Consider the following 14,860-nt stretch of genomic DNA (forward strand, 5'->3'; position numbering starts at 1 on the left):
ATGAAAGGTGAAAGGGCCATGATCTACAAGGAACAATTGAAATTTCCACAACAGCTCTTCCAGGACCAACGCGGACAGATTATTCCCTGGCTAGCCATGATGATGGTTCTGTTACTCGGGCTCTGCGGATTGACTCTCGACGTCGCCCGCGTGATGGTCATCCACCGCCAACTCCAGTCTGCAACCAATGCAGCGGCCCTGGCGGGCGCCCAGCAGATGCCCGATGGCGATTACGCCGGTTCTGCAAAATCGTTTGGCGCCGGTGTCGGTAATTCCAACGATTCCAAAGGTTTCTCCGCCTCCAATGCGGTGGTGAAACCGCTATGCGTCGCCTTTCTCAAGAGCCAGGGCCTTCCATGTTCCGGCAGCGCAGCGGCAAACGCACTGCAGGTACAGCAATCAGCCAGCGTTCCCATGCTCTTTGCCGGACTCCTCGGCTTCAAGTCCTTGAATATTTCAGCAACCGCAACCGCCGCCATGCGTGGCTCAAAACCTCTTCCATATAACATCGCGATCATTCTCGATACGACACCGTCGATGGATTATTCAGATACCAACTGTGGCAGCGGAGCAACTCAGCTGTCCTGTGCCGTAGGAGGCATCCAGCAGCTATTGCTGAACGTGTCCCCATCCGTAGATAACGTCAGCCTGTTTACCTTCCCAAACATCACCAACACGACAACCTCGAACGACTACGACTGCGCCAGTTCCAACCCGACCGTTGGCCCGTATACCTTCCCGTCCACAACGGCGAAGAGCCTGACCAACATGACCTACAAAACAGGCTCAACTACCGTCACAGAGACATATCAGGTCACTGGCTTCCTCAGCGACTATCGCTCTGACAATCAGGCGACGTCCCTGACCACAACCTCGAACCTTACCAAGGCTGTCGGGGGAAAGAGCGGATGCACTGGAATACAGACCAGCACAGAGAATACGTATTACGCAGCTGCCATCTACGCTGCACAGTCCGCCCTCATCGCAGAGCAACAGGCGAAACCCGGCACCCAGAACGTCATCATTCTCCTCAGCGATGGCAATGCGACTGCACAGGAGCAATATCCGCCGGGCACCGACAGTGACGGCACCTTCACCTATAACCGCAATAGCTACGCCGACGGAACATTCATGGCTGGAGTCAACGATATGGTTGTCGGATCCCAGAGCGGAACCGTTGCTACTTCCTCGGGAACATTCCCATCGTGGGTGGGCCAGTGTTCCCAGGGAGTCGACGCGGCGAATTATGCCAAGACCTATCCGGGAGACTCCAGCAATGCAACGAAGTTCTATACCATTGCCTATGGTTCGTCAACGCACTCAGGCAGCTACAACGGACTGAGCTATTGCGCGAGCGACAGGTTGTCCGGATCCAACCACAAAAACATCACCCCCTGCCAGGCAATGCAGCAAATGGCGACCAGTTCTTCGACCTTCTTCTCTGACTACTACCTGCCAGGCAGCGACAGCGGATGCCAGGCTTCAGGCCCAAACAACACCATCACCTCGTTAAGCAACATCTTCAAGACGATCGCCTATGACCTCACTGCCGTGCGGCTCATACCAAACGGAGTTGCAACAACAACGCCATAACAAAGCTGCCTTATTCTCTTCAGCCGGGAAGCGCTACTCTTCCCGGCTGATTCCTTTAAACGCTGATCTCGTCTTTCGAACAGCAGGATCAATCTCCTCCGGGGCGCCACAAAAAAGGATGATCTGTTAAAGTTTAAGAACAGCTGCGTTTGGAAGAGGCTGGATCCCGACGGTCGATTGCTCGCCCGATTCGAGAAGCAGCTTTCCTTCAGATGACCAACCAAGTCATTTATAAAAGACAGCTTAGCCTTTTGGCAGCGAGCCCGTAGCTCAGTTGGTAGAGCAACGCCCTTTTAAGGCGTGGGTCCTGGGTTCGAGTCCCAGCGGGCTCACCATTCCTCCGAATGGGCTTTCTCGCCTATCGCTCCCCTACATCCACCCGTTTTCCCCAAATCGCCGGCCTTGCCTGTGCAAAATCCAGAACGGAAACCGTTGTCATCCTGGTTACAATCCGCACTGTCCTGAACCGTGCGATGGATCGGCAATCGCATCTAAACTGTATAGGGATTGCGGCGGAATTCTGCCCCTGCCAAAGATCGGAATCCAGCAATCCCTGCACGTTGCAAGAAACGGTCGAAACGACGTTTGGCGAAGAGTCAATCGTCCAGCGCCACCATTCCAAAAGCCGAGGGCCCATGACCGACGTGCAAAGCAGTGTAAGCACAGATCCCTACATCCTGATGGAGATCATCCGTCTGCAAACGGAGATCGCCAAACTCGGCCTCGATCTCTCCGGCGTCGTCAACGCGGTGGTGGAACGCATCCCAACTCTCACCAATGCCGAAGGCGCAATTGTCGAATACAGCGAGGGCGAGGAAATGGTCTACCGCGGAGCCAGCGGCATCGCCCTCCCCTTGCTCGGAACACGGGTTAAGCGCGAAGCAAGCCTCTCCGGCTTGTGCGTACGCGAAGGCCGGATCCTCCGCTCCGACGACACGCTCACTGATCCGCGTGTTGACCACGGGCCGTGTGAACAGGCCGGAATCCGCTCCATGGTGATCGCGCCGCTCAAACATGAAGGCTCGGCGGTGGGCGCCGTCAAACTGGTTTCCACAGCGACCTACGCCTTTACCGCTCGTGACGTGCGCGTGCTCGAGTTGATGAGCGATCTGATCGCCGCCGCCATGTACTATGCCGCGCGCAACGAGTCCAATGCGCTCTACCAGCAGGCCACGCACGATTCGCTCACCGGCCTCGCCAACCGCAACCTCTTCTTCGACCGTTTACGCAGTCGCGTCTCTACAGGTCGCCGCCAGATTGAACCCCTGGGCATCCTCGTCATCGACATGGACGGACTCAAGCGCGTCAACGACAGCTACGGCCACCGCGCCGGCGATGCGGCCCTGCGCGAAATGGCGCTGCGCATCAGCCGCATACCACGGCGATCCGATCTCGTGGCGCGACTCGGCGGCGATGAATTCGGCGTCATCCTCGGCGATATCTCCGACCGCAATGATCTGCTCACCATCGTCGAGCGCCTCTCCCTGGAAACCGATCAACCTTTCCTCTTTGAAGGACGTACACTCGATCTCACGGCAAGCATCGGCCACGCCCGGTTTCCTGAAGACGGCAAAGACGTCGACGACCTGCTCGAAGCTGCCGATCGCTCCATGTACGAAATGAAACGCACCCGTTCTGTGCGGTCGAGCGAACGCGAACTGACTCAAAAGCACGTCTTCTGACAGGCGCTAACTCCACCACTGAGGGCTGAAAGCTGACGGCTGAGGGCTCTCGATTACCCTCGTGCCCAGAAGTGCGTCTCCGAGCACGCGCGCAGCCGCTCCGCCGCGCTCTCCGGCGTGATGTCGCGCTGCGGCATTCCGAGCATTTCAAACCCGACCATAAACTTCCGCACCGTCGCCGACCGTAATAGCGGCGGATAGAAATGCGCGTGAAAATGCCACTCGGGGCGCTTCTCCCCGTCTGTCGGCGTCTGATGAAAACCCATCGTGTACGGAAAGCTTGTCTCGAAAAGATTGTCGTAGCGCGTCGTCAGCCGCTTCAGCGCATCGGCCAGAGCGTCGCGTTCGTCCCCGCTCAGCTCCGGCATTGCACCAAGGTGCCGCTTGCTCACCAGCAGCACCTCGAAAGGCCACACCGCCCACCACGGCACCAGCACCGCGAAATGATCGTTCTCCAGAACCACGCGCTCGCCCGCGGCCTTCTCGGCAGCGACGTATTCGCACAGCAGGCAACGGCCCGTCTTCGCGAGATGCTCGCGCTGCGACACAGTCTCCACCGCAGGCTCATCGGGCACAAAGCCCGTCGACCAAATCTGCCCATGCGGGTGCGGATTGCTCGCACCCATCATCGCTCCGCGATTCTCAAAGATCTGCACGTACTGGATCCAGTCGATCGCGTCCAGTTCCTCATATTCGTGAGTCCACGCATCGACTACGCGCCGAATCTCCGTCTGCGTCATCCGCGCCAGCGTCAAGCTATGGTCAGGATGGAAGCATAGAACCTTGCAAAGTCCGCGTGCAGGCTCCGCAACCAGCAACGGAGACCCCTGCGCATTTTGTTCCGCCGCCGCATCCGGCAGCAGCGCAGCGTAATCGTTTACAAACGTGAAGATGGATTCGTATTGCGGGTTCAGCGCCCCGCCCGCACGTGTGTTGCCCGGGCACAGATAGCAGTTCGGATCATGGTGAATTGCCGACGGCGCCGTCTTCTGCGCGACCTCGCCCTGCCACGGCCGCTGTGTACGATGTGGCGAAACCATCACCCACGACTGCCGCAGCGGATTCCAACGGCGATGCGGCGACTGACTGAACGGCGGCATTCTTTCCCTCGAGCGGATCGACCATCGATCCAAGGCCGATTATCCGAAGATTTAGTGTACTTCGCTGTGCTGGGCCGCGTGGCTGGCGATCAGTTCAGCCACAGCCTGCGGCTGCTCGTCCACCACGTAATGGATGCTGTTCGCGATCGCGTCCGTTGAAACACTCTGCCATCCCATGTCGCGCAGCGCCTGCGCTTCGCGCGGAACGAATCTGTGGAAGACATCACGTTCGCCCGCGCCGAACACAAGCGGAAGACTGCAGGGCTTCGCCAGGGGGTTCGCGTTGTTCGTCTCTTCCGCGGGAAACGCGCGATAAAACTCGAATGCCGCGCGCAGATGTGCTCCATCCCCGTAGGCCGCATAGAAATGTGTTCGGTCTTCGTCGCTAAACGCCGGGAAGCTCAGAAAGTGACCTAAGTAGATTGATTGACGGCCTGTGACAAGCTGCTCGGCCAAGCCGGGAATCTGGTGAAAGTAGATGTGCCACAGGTTTGGATCCGTCTTGATCTCCTGCCATGGCCCTACGCCCGCCAGCGCGACATCCAGCATCATCACGCCTCGCGCGTCATTCGAAAACTGGCGCGCGTACGCATATGCCACCATGCCGCCGATGTCGTGGCCGAAAATGTAAGGCCGATCAAGATGCAGCTCATGCACAAGTTCATGGATATCCGTGGCAAGGTTCGCCGCATCGTAGCCCGATTCCGTAGCGGTCGAACCGCCCACTCCACGCAGATCCACCGCAATCACATCGAACCTGTCTGCGAGCAGCGGCATCACCTTGCGAAACTCATACCAATCCTCGGGAAACCCGTGAATCAGAATGACCGCCGGACCGCTGCCTCCGCGCACATAATGCAGGTCGATTCCATTCACATGCGCCGTGCTCGATTTGAACCCGTGTCCAAGCCCCGCTGCAAGCTGCGCAGCGGATTGCTCAGCTGTTGCACACCGCGGGAGACACAAGGCGGCCGAGATCACCGTCGCTGCCACCAGGCCAGAGACATCCAAACGGAAAAGTCTTTTCATGAACTATTCTCCTCGTGCGGATCTATTCTTTTGCTACTTGCTGAAAGTTTTGCCGCGCTGTTTCAGCGCATCGCGCAGAATGTCCAGCGCCTTCTGCCCCATGCCGTGCAACGCAGCCAGATCTTCTTCGCGCGCGTTTGCCAACTGGTCAACGCTTTTGTATCCAGCCGAAGCAAGCGCGCGCTGCGCCGGCTTTGCGACCCCTTTTGGCCAGGTCTCCTTGCCCTCGGAAATTGCCTTTTTTGCCATTGGTCTGCGTCTCCTTCCTCGCCTACGGTTTCAGATCGAAAGCCGGCCGAGTCGTGCCATCCATATAGAACGGCACCGACGTGTGCTCATGAACAATCAGCCACGATCCTCTTCTACGCTCGAGGCACACCGTCTCTCGCATCCAGAAGTCCAGCGGGCTATCGGCTCCCTTCTTGGTCCCCTGCATGTGCAGGAAGCCGTGGGCAAAAGCAAAGTCCCCGGTCACGGTGATCTCGAGGTCGCGAGCGCTGATTTCGATTGGCGTCGCCCAGGTATCAAGCCATGCCTGCACTTCCTCGCGATCTCTGCCACAGTGTGCCAGGGGCGGAGCGAGATTGAAGACAGCAGCATCCTCAGCGTAGGGAGACGTGATTCCGATCGCATTCTTGTCGTGGTGCGCCCGGTATATGCTCTCCAGCAACTCACGGATCTTTGACTCATCGCGCATGGCATACATCGCCGCGTTCTCTCGCAGAATTGTCGTGGCCATATTCTCCTCCTTCGCTCCGGGACGAAGCCCGGAACTATCTGTAGACACACTGGTCCTCTAGCGCCGTAGCAGGTCACTCAAAGGTTTGGTCGTTTGGCGAAGTCTCGCTTATCGCTTGATCGGGAACACTCGGCGCAATCCGCATTCGCGCAGATACACGCCCGCCCAGAGCACCACCCCAAAGATCACCGGAAAGACTGTCTCAAACGTCGGACTGCCCGCGCGCATCTGGATGGCAACCGCGCCGCCAAGGTAGCCGGTCAAAAGAACTGCGCCCAGCACCGCACTTCGCGGAATCGCGTAGAGGATCGTACTCACCAGGAGTAGCACTCCGATGCTTAGGATTTGCGAGGTTGGGATCCCCAGCCGTGCGCATGCCTCCAGCACTTGAACTGGCTTCGTGAATTTCCCGAACGCATCGAAGAGCATAAACAGAACCGTCAGGGTGGAGAGCACGCGGCCTGTCCAGAGCAGTCCCCTCGATGCGGTTTTTGTTTCGTTCGCGGGCCGCTCCATCGTTCCCGCCTGCGTGCTTGTAGCTACCTGTGCCATGGGTGACCTCCGTCTTTTCTTTCCTGGTCAATTGGTTGATGGATGGACCGCGTAGTGCAGAGAGGAAGTGCGGTCAGACCGTCGGAATCATGATATGCGTAACCAGTTGCTCAGGCGGCGTGACCCGCGGATCGTTGACATAATTCTCGATCGCAAAATCGTCGCGCAATTCAATCTTCTTCTCCGCCACAATCGCCCACGCGCGCCCCGAAGCCTGCGGCAACTGATCATACGGACCGGTCAGCTCAAACCGCACGTACTTGCCGCCCTGAACCTTCTCGTACTTCAATCCCTCCGGCAATTTCACCGGAGGTCCCGCAAGCGAGAACCCAGCGCGGTAGATCTTCGGTCCCTTGTAGAGCGCCATGTAGCCGGTGATCTTGTTGTTTTCGCTCAATGCGGGCACCAAGAGATGAGCTTCCTGCCAGGCCTTCCCGGCATTTTCCATGAAGGGTCCGATCTTTTCGACATACACGTAGTGCGTCTCGGGCCACGTTACAACTTCAGGATGTTCGCTAAGATTCATGACCTCTCCTTCGGGAATTAATTCTCTATTCCTTGCGAATTCTGTTCGAAAAGACCAATTCAATATAGTGCCGCAGATGGTCCACCATATCAATGGCCGGCCCCACGCCGTTCTTTGCCTTGGCAATGATAAACGCGCCCTGCAACGCCGCTTGCGTAAACAGCGCCAGGCTCTCCGCGGTCCAGTCGCCCTTCACGCCATATTTCTTCATGGCCGCTTCGATATCGGGTACCAGCGTCGCCGCATGCTCGCTGATCGCCGCTTCGCAGGCCTCGCGAATTGCAGGATGTGTCCCGTACACTTCCTGCGTCATCGTGCCCACCAGGCAGGTAAACTCCGGCAGTTCCCCGCGCAGCAACTCCTTGCGGAAGTCCACGTACGCCAGCACTCGCTCCAGCGGATCAGCCGGCGCATGGTACGGCGCGCTCGCAAACAACACGGCGGTCATCTCGCTCCAGTAGTCCGCGGCCGCGATCGCCAGCTCTTCCTTGGTGCTGAAGTGATGAAAGAAGCTACCCTTCGTCAACCCCGCCGCTTCACAAATATCTTCGATGCGCGTCGCGCTATAGCCCTTCTCTCGAAAAACCCGCAATGCCGCCTGCAGAATCCGGGTTTTGGATTCGTGCCGGATCTCGTCTTTGGTCGCTGTCCCAGTCACGTCTGATCCCTCAATGGAGATAAACATACCAACTAGTCGGTATGTTGTCAACTGAAATCTCATGGATAGATTTATGTCGCCTATTTTCATTTTGGTAAAAGTACGGCTTTCCTCACGCGTGGCTGAAGAGTGCGACCAGCGTCCTTTGATCCCTATTCCCTGATCCCTGTTCTCATCACGACGTCGGCTTATCCGGCGGAGGCAGCGCCGCCAGGAACCGCCGCGCAAACTCGCTGCTGTATTGCTCCAGCAGTTCCCTCACCCGCCCAGCGCTTTCCGAACACACGATCAACCCCGCGTGGTGATGCTTCTTCATGCTGTAAACAACCTCTGGCGCGTCGAACATGCTGGTGTCCGGCTCCTCCGTCTTCGCCAGGCACAGAACGCTGCCCGCATACTTCTCGGTAAACTTCGGCAGCACATACGGCTCGCCACGCAACTCAGCCACTTCAATCCGCGCCCATTCACGCCACAGATTGATCCCCGTCGCCGTTTCAATCAGATCTGAAATAAACGCCCCCCCCACGCGCGCCGCGATCTCGAGAAAATAGAACCGTCCGTCCTCATGCGCCCGGATGTATTCGCCATGTGTGACCCCGCGCGCCATGCCCAGGTCAGGCGCCAGCCGCGCGTTCAGCGCCGTCAGATCTTTCCATTCGCGGCTCGTGCGATCCACTGTCCGCGTTGTAAACACCCCGCCTTCGTGCATCACCTGCATCGGCGGCTTGCCATACTGGTGAACCGCCGAAAACACCACCTTGTGCTCGCTGATTACGGAGTCGACGTGAAAAATATCCCCCGGAACGAACTGCTCCACAAGATAATTCGTTTGCAGATCACCTAGCTCATCCAGCGCCCGCCACAGTTGTTCCGGCTCGTAGATCTTGCGGATCCCCAGCGCCGAGGCCTCCGCGCGCGGTTTCAGGAGCCACGGTCCGTGGATTGCCTTCAAATAAGCCCGCAGCTCGTCATAATTCAGCACGCGGCAAAACTCCGGCACCAGGAAGCCCGATTCGCTCGCGCCCGTACGCATGGCCAGCTTGTCGCGATAGTAGGCCGTCGATGTAACGCCCATCCCCGGAATCCGCGTATGCTCGCGAATCTTCGCCGCAGCGTCCAGGTCGAATTCGTCCAGCGCGATCACGCGATCGAACCACCGTCCCCGGCACATCCAGCACACGGTCTTGATCAGTTCCTCGACCGTATAGGTATTCGGCATGTACGACACATCTTCCAGAATCTCGCGCGGCCACGGCGCGTCGCGCAGCTTTTCCACCGTCAGCAGCGTCGGCTTCACTCCCATCTCGGCGCACTGCCGCATGAAGTCCTGTCCCTTTTCGTAGCTTGAAATACAGAGAATCCTCTGGTTTCCGTCCGGCATTTTTCCTCCGCCACTTGGGGCCCGGGTGAGGATAGTTCTACCATAGACGCTGCACGCAACTAACCGCACCGTCAGGAGCCCGATGCTTTCGGCCGACGCAATTGTAAAGCTGCACGACGAATCAACCGCCGCGTGGCACGACGCATCCGAGAGCCCTACAAACTCTGCGTCCACCGACCCATGGCTCCTCCGCGTCGCCCGCCAGCATCGCGCCAACTTCGACCTATGGCACATTGAAGACGAAGCCCGCACGCCCGGGGCAACCGATGCACAACTTGCCGATGTAAAGCGCCGCATCGACCAAACCAACCAGCTCCGCAACGATCTCGCGGAAGACCTCGACCGCACCCTCCTTGACTGGCTTGCGCCGCAGCGCCTTCCCGCTGAAGACGCCGAACTCCACTCCGAGTCGCCGGGGTTGATCATCGACCGGCTTTCGATCCTTGCGCTGAAGATCTATCACACCCGCGAAGAGGCCGAACGCACCGACTGCGCGCCGGGCCACACCGAGCGCAACCGGTCGCGCCTCGCCGTCCTTACCGAGCAGCGTACCGACCTCGCCCAATGCCTGGATCTGCTGTGGCGAGAGACTCTGGACGGCACACGGCGCTTCAAACTTTACCGCCAGCTCAAGATGTACAACGACCCGACCCTCAACCCCGCCATCTATCGCAGTACACAATCAGAGTCAGGTCGCTGATCCCTGCCGGACTTCACCCATTGACGTGAAACGGGGTTATGGGTATAAAGAGGGCCTAAGTAGTTTGATTCCCAATCCTGGTGATCCTGCCGGAATCATCCGGTTCAACTTTTGCACCGTAGAACGGACGTCCCCCATAAAATCCATGACGCAAGAGGCCAAATCCACGACGTCAAGCCGCAAAAAGACTCCTCCACCCCCTGCCAGGCCCGGCAGTCACTCGAGCACCGCAACGGGGCCTGTCTTCACGCACTATCAGGCCGCCGTTCAACTCGTGCAGCAGGGAAAATATGAAAAGGCCATTGTCGCCTTCGAGAAGGTACTGCCTTCCGCGCCCCCTGAGATCGTGGAGCGCTGCAAGATGTACATCAGCACCTGCCGCCGCCAGCTCGACAAGGAGGGCCTTGCCTTTCTCACGCCCGGCGAGCGCTACGACTACGCCGTATCGCAGATCAACGCCGGTGATTTTGAGGAAGCTGCCAATCAGCTCAAGGGCATCCTCGCGGACGACCCGCGCGCGGACTTCGCTTTCTATGGACTCGCCCTCCTGTACTCCATCACCGGCAAGACGCAGGATTGCCTCGACAGTCTGTCCCAGGCCATTGAGCTGAATCCCAAAAACCGCCTCCAGGCGCGTTCTGACAACGACTTCCAGAGCATGGTCGACGACCCACGCTTCACCGAGTTGCTGTATCCTGAACTTCCGTAGGGTGGCAGCTCGCCCTTAGGCTTTCTGTGACTTTTGGTTCGTCAACGAAGCTCGCTCCATCGATGTCGGGTGCCTCTGAGCCAGGCTCTCAAGCGCTCGAAGACCCTGCCACCCCTGGCGCCCTCCGGGTAGTTGCCATCGGCGGCGGCACTGGCCTGTCAACCCTGCTCCGCGGTCTCCGGCGTCACGTCGCCTTCCCCGACTGGCCAACCCAGGTTCCCTGTCACATCTCGGATCTCGCAGCCATCGTTACCGTCACGGACGACGGCGGTTCGTCCGGCCGCCTGCGCCAGGACTTCAATATGCTGCCGCCAGGAGACCTGCGCAATTGCATGGTCGCCCTCAGCGCCGAAGAGGACCTGCTCGCCAAGCTCTTCGCTTACCGCTTCAAGGCAGGAAAAGGACTCGGCGGCCATAACTTCGGCAATCTCTTCGTCGCGGCCCTCACCGACATTACCGGCGACTTTGCGCACGCCATCAAGCTGGCCTCCAAAATTCTCGCCACCCGCGGACACATCTATCCGGCAACCACGACGAACGCAACCCTCGTCGCGCACATGGAAGACGGTTCGGTCGTGCGCGGGGAAACCAAGATCACTGCCAGCAAGCAGCGCATTTCCGAGCTCATGATCGATCCGCCCAACGCCGCGGCCATGCCGGAGACGCTGGAGGCCATCGAGCGCGCCGACCTTATCAGCGTCGGCCCCGGCTCGCTCTACACCTCTCTCATCACCAACTTGCTCGTACAGGGAATTCCCTCCGCGCTGGCAGAGGCCAAGGGCGTGCGTGTCTTCATCTGCAACCTCATGACCCAGGCCAATGAGAGCCTCGGCCTCAAGGCATCGGAACACATCGAACGCATCTACGAGCACACCCGGGCACCCATCTTCGACTACGCCATTCTCAACACCGCGCCATTCTCGCTCGAAACGCTGGCGCGCTACGCGGCCGAGCACGCGTCGCCCATCGAGGTCGACATCGCCCGCATTGAAAAGCTCGGCGTTCGCTGCATCACCGGCGACTTCGCCAGCGAAGAGAACGTAGTCCGCCACGCCGCCGACCGCGTCACAGGCGCACTCCTCGCCCTCGGCCACAGCATCTCGCCCAATCGCGCATAACTTGCCGCACGTTATCCTCGCGCGTCTCGGGCCTTTCCAACGTTCAGTCCTGGTTCATCACGGTGATTTGGCCAGCATCCAGGCGAGGAAGTTGAAAGCCGTTGATCCAAATTGTTGACTGCGTGCGGCCCGTCAAAGTGTATTTGGTAAATGTAATTGGAGTTCCGGGGCAAAGGTGCCGCGCTTTACCCGGCCCGTTGGATTCCATCGCGAATTGATTGCTGAAATTGACGGGCGTTATCGAGACAGGAACGATCCCGAACTCCGTCGACTCCTTTTCGAGCGCCCCAATCCACTCCGCGGTTTGCACCCTGTCGTCTGGGCTGGTTGATGCGCTACTGCACGCAACAGAGGACCAGGCCGAATTGACGAGCGTCAGTTCGGGCCGCAGGGGAGATCGACAAGCGACAAGTCCGATCTCGTCCAGACGATCGGAGAAGCCCTTGACCGGCGAGCAGATGCCTACCCCCGGCACGGCAAGGTCCTTCTGGCCAAGAGTAAGTCGTTCCACCTTTTCCGCGTGCGCCTGCGTCAGTGCAAACGTCACCTGTACGTTGAGCGGCTTCTCTTTGAGGTCGTCATAGGCCGCCCGTGGCATTGTGAATTGCGCATTCGCCACCCGTTCTCCTGGAAGAAACTTGTCCATTGCGGCGGTCTGCCATACGGACGTCCAGCCCGCGCCGCCGGGGGCCTGGAGCGTTACCTGCAAGAAATCAGGAATAGTGACTGTCCCATCCGGCTCACCGGAGACAAGAACGGGAATTGATATTCCGACCCGGTCACGTCTTTGCGTCACGAAGGCTGATGGTGCAGTCGCTGCCGTTTGCTGATACGCGAATTGCGCTGTTGCCATTCCCCGCTGTCCGTGCGGATAGTCGCGGTCCATTTGAGCATTGTCGGGCGCTCCCCCTAAGGCCAAGAAGCCGACAAGCACGATCAGCGAGGCCACCAGAACCCAGGAAACTTTGGTGTTGCGGCGCGCATATTGCACGACAACTACGGCCGCACAAAGACCGAGAGCAAGGAAGAACGCGATCTGGTTTTCGTGTGGAGTCGCAATTCTGTCAGGGGGAGCGTTCAGCGCCAGCAGCAAAATCGCGATGAAGCAAACTGCCGCTCCTAACACCGCTAATGTCATGCGTGCGAAGTTCCTGGTGACTGTCGCCAGAACGACCAGCGGGAGCACCAGGAGGCAGGTGAGCGAGAGCGAATCACGGAGAAGGCCACGGAAAGACGGAAATGGTGAAAACCCCGCCTCCGCGAGCATCGCACATTGCGCGAGCAAGAGAGGGACGTAAAGAAACGCAATCAGGAACAACACTTTTGCCGCTAGCAGTTTCTTCCAGTCATAGGGCCGGGTAATCCAGAACTGGCGATCCCCCACAAGTTTTTCCTCGTGAATGACGGGAGAGATCAACAGCCACCAACTCAAGGGAACGATATAAACGAGGAGATCCGGCAAATTACTCACGAGCCCAATGGGCGAAAATGAGACAAAACCGGCCGCTCCGGTGCGCCACCGGGAGGGGCATGCGAACACCAAGCCTACGGTCACCGCCAGGGAGAGCAGGATTTCGAGCCACTGGTGGCGGGCGTCTTTAGCGAAGATGTGCAGGATCTGTTTCATGCTTTGATCCCCTTGGTATTTGCCGTCGACTGAACATGACTTCTACCGGATTTGGCGATTGCCAGAAAGATGGAGCGGAGCGGCATGGGGTCCAGCGAAATATTGCGGGCTGAAGGAAAGAATTCCGCCAGTTCCCGCTCAGTAATCTCATGTTTGTAGTTGCTGTGCACAAAGCGCACGACGCACTCAGCAGCCTCAATCTGCAGCCACGATGCCGGGCATTTCTCTGGAAGTACGGAAGGACGCTCCAGCGTTACCGTGACCTCTCTGAAGCGTTCCGACAGCACCGGCAGTTCTTCAGAAAAAAGCAGCCGGCCCTCTTCAAGAAATCCGATATGGCTTGAAAAACTCTCAATTTCCGCAAGATCGTGGCTCGAAAGAAAGACAGTCGTTTCAGGAGCGCGTTCCAGCAGCCCTTCGATCAGCTCATCCCGCACCAGCGGATCAAGCCCTGAGAAGGGCTCGTCCAGCACGATGAGAGACGGCCGGTACGCCAGCGAACTCGCAAACGCCGCCTTCATCCGCATGCCGCGCGATAGGTGCTTGAGCTTGCGCTTGAGCGGCAGATCGAACTGGCGTACCAGTTGCTCTTCGAGCACTGGATCCCATTGTGGATAGAAAGATCGGTAGTAGGAGAGCATGCCCCCGGTGGTCATCCATTCGGGCATTTCCTGGTTCTCTGACACGTAGCCGATTCGCGTAAAGGCATTGCCCGCCAGGTGCGCGGCATCGACTCCGAGAACTTCCGCGCGCCCGTCACTTGGCCTGAAGATATTCATTAGCATCTTGATCATCGTTGTCTTGCCGGCGCCGTTCGCGCCCACCAGCGCGTAAATTGCGCCTTCTGGCACTTCGAGATCGACCCGGTCTACAGCCACTGTTTTTCCGAATCTGCGTGACAGCTTTTCTGTGCGGATGGCGAGTTTCATCGTTCCCTGCGGCCTCCATCAGTCGGCTTGTTCCCGGTCATATCCTCGCGCGTAAGGCGTTTCCAGTGGTCTTTCATTGAATCGAGCATCTCGTCCAGGTCGATCCCCAGTCGCTTGGCCTCGACCACAATTTCTTCGATCTCCTGTCCGAGCAACTGCAGCCGCTCTTTCCGTGTGGAATCAGGAAGCGCGGCAACCACAGTCCCTACGCCCGGTCGGGTCTCCAGTAATCCTTCATTGACAAGGTGTGCCACGATCTTCGCCGCAGTGTTGGGATTGATCTTGAGTTCCTTGCTCAGCGCTCGCACCGATGGAAATGTATCTCCCGGGCGCAGCTGTCCGGCAACCATGGCCTTCTTTGAGGCATAGACAACCTGCTCAAAGAGCGAAAGCCCCGCGCGGAATTGAACTCGGAATGGAATCACGTGTGTACTATTACGCATAGTACACATAAATGTCAAGCTTTGAACCTCGCACGATTTTCTTTCATTCCCCGCAATCCGGTGGATTATGATTC

Annotated in this window: 16 protein-coding genes and 1 tRNA gene; 6 read left to right on the forward strand and 11 right to left on the reverse strand. The window is 58.4% G+C overall.

Annotated elements, in window-relative coordinates; all coding sequences use genetic code 11:
* The 3 genes from VK574_RS09960 to VK574_RS09970 all read left to right on the forward strand — a co-directional run bounded on the left by VK574_RS09960 (nucleotide 1) and on the right by VK574_RS09970 (nucleotide 3,275).
* The gene (locus VK574_RS09960) at nucleotides 1-1,593 is read left to right on the forward strand and encodes a pilus assembly protein TadG-related protein (protein WP_472799691.1); all 1,593 of its coding nucleotides are present in this window, start codon (nucleotides 1-3) and stop codon (nucleotides 1,591-1,593) included.
* A gap of 259 nt (nucleotides 1,594-1,852) precedes the next feature.
* A tRNA-Lys gene (locus VK574_RS09965) sits at nucleotides 1,853-1,928 on the forward strand.
* Nucleotides 1,929-2,228: 300 nt separating this feature from the next.
* Nucleotides 2,229-3,275 carry a diguanylate cyclase domain-containing protein gene (locus VK574_RS09970; RefSeq protein ID WP_472799692.1) on the forward strand — a complete coding sequence of 349 codons (1,047 nt, stop codon included), beginning with the start codon at nucleotides 2,229-2,231 and terminating at the stop codon, nucleotides 3,273-3,275.
* A 53-nt stretch (nucleotides 3,276-3,328) separates the two neighbouring features.
* Here VK574_RS09970 and VK574_RS09975 read toward each other — a convergent pair whose 3' ends face one another.
* The 8 genes from VK574_RS09975 to VK574_RS10010 form a co-directional block, all read right to left on the reverse strand.
* Entirely contained in the window at nucleotides 3,329-4,375 is a 1,047-nt protein-coding gene (locus tag VK574_RS09975; protein WP_472799693.1) for a UDP-glucose--hexose-1-phosphate uridylyltransferase, read from the reverse strand.
* A 51-nt stretch (nucleotides 4,376-4,426) separates the two neighbouring features.
* A complete protein-coding gene (locus VK574_RS09980; RefSeq protein ID WP_472799694.1) occupies nucleotides 4,427-5,404 on the reverse strand; it encodes an alpha/beta fold hydrolase in 978 nt (325 codons plus the stop codon).
* A gap of 33 nt (nucleotides 5,405-5,437) precedes the next feature.
* On the reverse strand, nucleotides 5,438-5,653 hold the full coding sequence (locus VK574_RS09985; RefSeq protein WP_472799695.1) for a helix-hairpin-helix domain-containing protein: 216 nt from the start codon (nucleotides 5,651-5,653) through the stop codon (nucleotides 5,438-5,440).
* Nucleotides 5,654-5,675: 22 nt separating this feature from the next.
* Nucleotides 5,676-6,143, reverse strand: coding sequence for a YybH family protein (locus VK574_RS09990; protein ID WP_472799696.1), 468 nt, complete (start codon nucleotides 6,141-6,143; stop codon nucleotides 5,676-5,678).
* A gap of 108 nt (nucleotides 6,144-6,251) precedes the next feature.
* Nucleotides 6,252-6,695, reverse strand: a complete 444-nt coding sequence (locus VK574_RS09995; protein ID WP_472799697.1) for a DoxX family protein — start codon at nucleotides 6,693-6,695, stop codon at nucleotides 6,252-6,254.
* A gap of 73 nt (nucleotides 6,696-6,768) precedes the next feature.
* Complete coding sequence (locus tag VK574_RS10000; RefSeq protein ID WP_472799698.1) at nucleotides 6,769-7,221, reverse strand: GyrI-like domain-containing protein; 453 nt, start codon at nucleotides 7,219-7,221, stop codon at nucleotides 6,769-6,771.
* A gap of 25 nt (nucleotides 7,222-7,246) precedes the next feature.
* Nucleotides 7,247-7,930 carry a TetR/AcrR family transcriptional regulator gene (locus VK574_RS10005; RefSeq protein WP_472799699.1) on the reverse strand — a complete coding sequence of 228 codons (684 nt, stop codon included), beginning with the start codon at nucleotides 7,928-7,930 and terminating at the stop codon, nucleotides 7,247-7,249.
* A gap of 124 nt (nucleotides 7,931-8,054) precedes the next feature.
* Nucleotides 8,055-9,260, reverse strand: a complete 1,206-nt coding sequence (locus VK574_RS10010; RefSeq protein ID WP_472799700.1) for an ATP-grasp domain-containing protein — start codon at nucleotides 9,258-9,260, stop codon at nucleotides 8,055-8,057.
* An 82-nt stretch (nucleotides 9,261-9,342) separates the two neighbouring features.
* On the opposite strand from VK574_RS10010, the gene VK574_RS10015 reads away from it, so the two are divergent.
* The 3 genes from VK574_RS10015 to VK574_RS10025 all read left to right on the forward strand — a co-directional run bounded on the left by VK574_RS10015 (nucleotide 9,343) and on the right by VK574_RS10025 (nucleotide 11,787).
* On the forward strand, nucleotides 9,343-9,960 hold the full coding sequence (locus VK574_RS10015; protein WP_472799701.1) for a DUF4254 domain-containing protein: 618 nt from the start codon (nucleotides 9,343-9,345) through the stop codon (nucleotides 9,958-9,960).
* Nucleotides 9,961-10,105: 145 nt separating this feature from the next.
* Complete coding sequence (locus tag VK574_RS10020; RefSeq protein ID WP_472799702.1) at nucleotides 10,106-10,669, forward strand: tetratricopeptide repeat protein; 564 nt, start codon at nucleotides 10,106-10,108, stop codon at nucleotides 10,667-10,669.
* Nucleotides 10,670-10,731: 62 nt separating this feature from the next.
* Nucleotides 10,732-11,787 carry a gluconeogenesis factor YvcK family protein gene (locus tag VK574_RS10025; protein ID WP_472799703.1) on the forward strand — a complete coding sequence of 352 codons (1,056 nt, stop codon included), beginning with the start codon at nucleotides 10,732-10,734 and terminating at the stop codon, nucleotides 11,785-11,787.
* Nucleotides 11,788-11,830: 43 nt separating this feature from the next.
* Here VK574_RS10025 and VK574_RS10030 read toward each other — a convergent pair whose 3' ends face one another.
* From VK574_RS10030 to VK574_RS10040, 3 genes are read right to left on the reverse strand one after another with little or no spacing between them, the layout of a single operon-like run.
* The gene (locus tag VK574_RS10030) at nucleotides 11,831-13,414 is read right to left on the reverse strand and encodes a hypothetical protein (RefSeq protein WP_472799704.1); all 1,584 of its coding nucleotides are present in this window, start codon (nucleotides 13,412-13,414) and stop codon (nucleotides 11,831-11,833) included.
* A complete protein-coding gene (locus tag VK574_RS10035) occupies nucleotides 13,411-14,343 on the reverse strand; it encodes an ABC transporter ATP-binding protein (RefSeq protein WP_472799705.1) in 933 nt (310 codons plus the stop codon). The genes VK574_RS10030 and VK574_RS10035 overlap by 4 nt, the downstream gene beginning before the upstream one ends.
* On the reverse strand, nucleotides 14,340-14,786 hold the full coding sequence (locus tag VK574_RS10040) for a GntR family transcriptional regulator (protein WP_472799706.1): 447 nt from the start codon (nucleotides 14,784-14,786) through the stop codon (nucleotides 14,340-14,342). Before VK574_RS10040 ends, VK574_RS10035 begins: the two co-directional genes overlap by 4 nt.
* Nucleotides 14,787-14,860: the final 74 nt, after the last annotated feature.

The sequence above is a fragment of the Occallatibacter sp. genome, assembly GCF_035317045.1.
In the GTDB taxonomy this organism is placed as follows: Bacteria; Acidobacteriota; Terriglobia; order Terriglobales; family Acidobacteriaceae; genus Telmatobacter.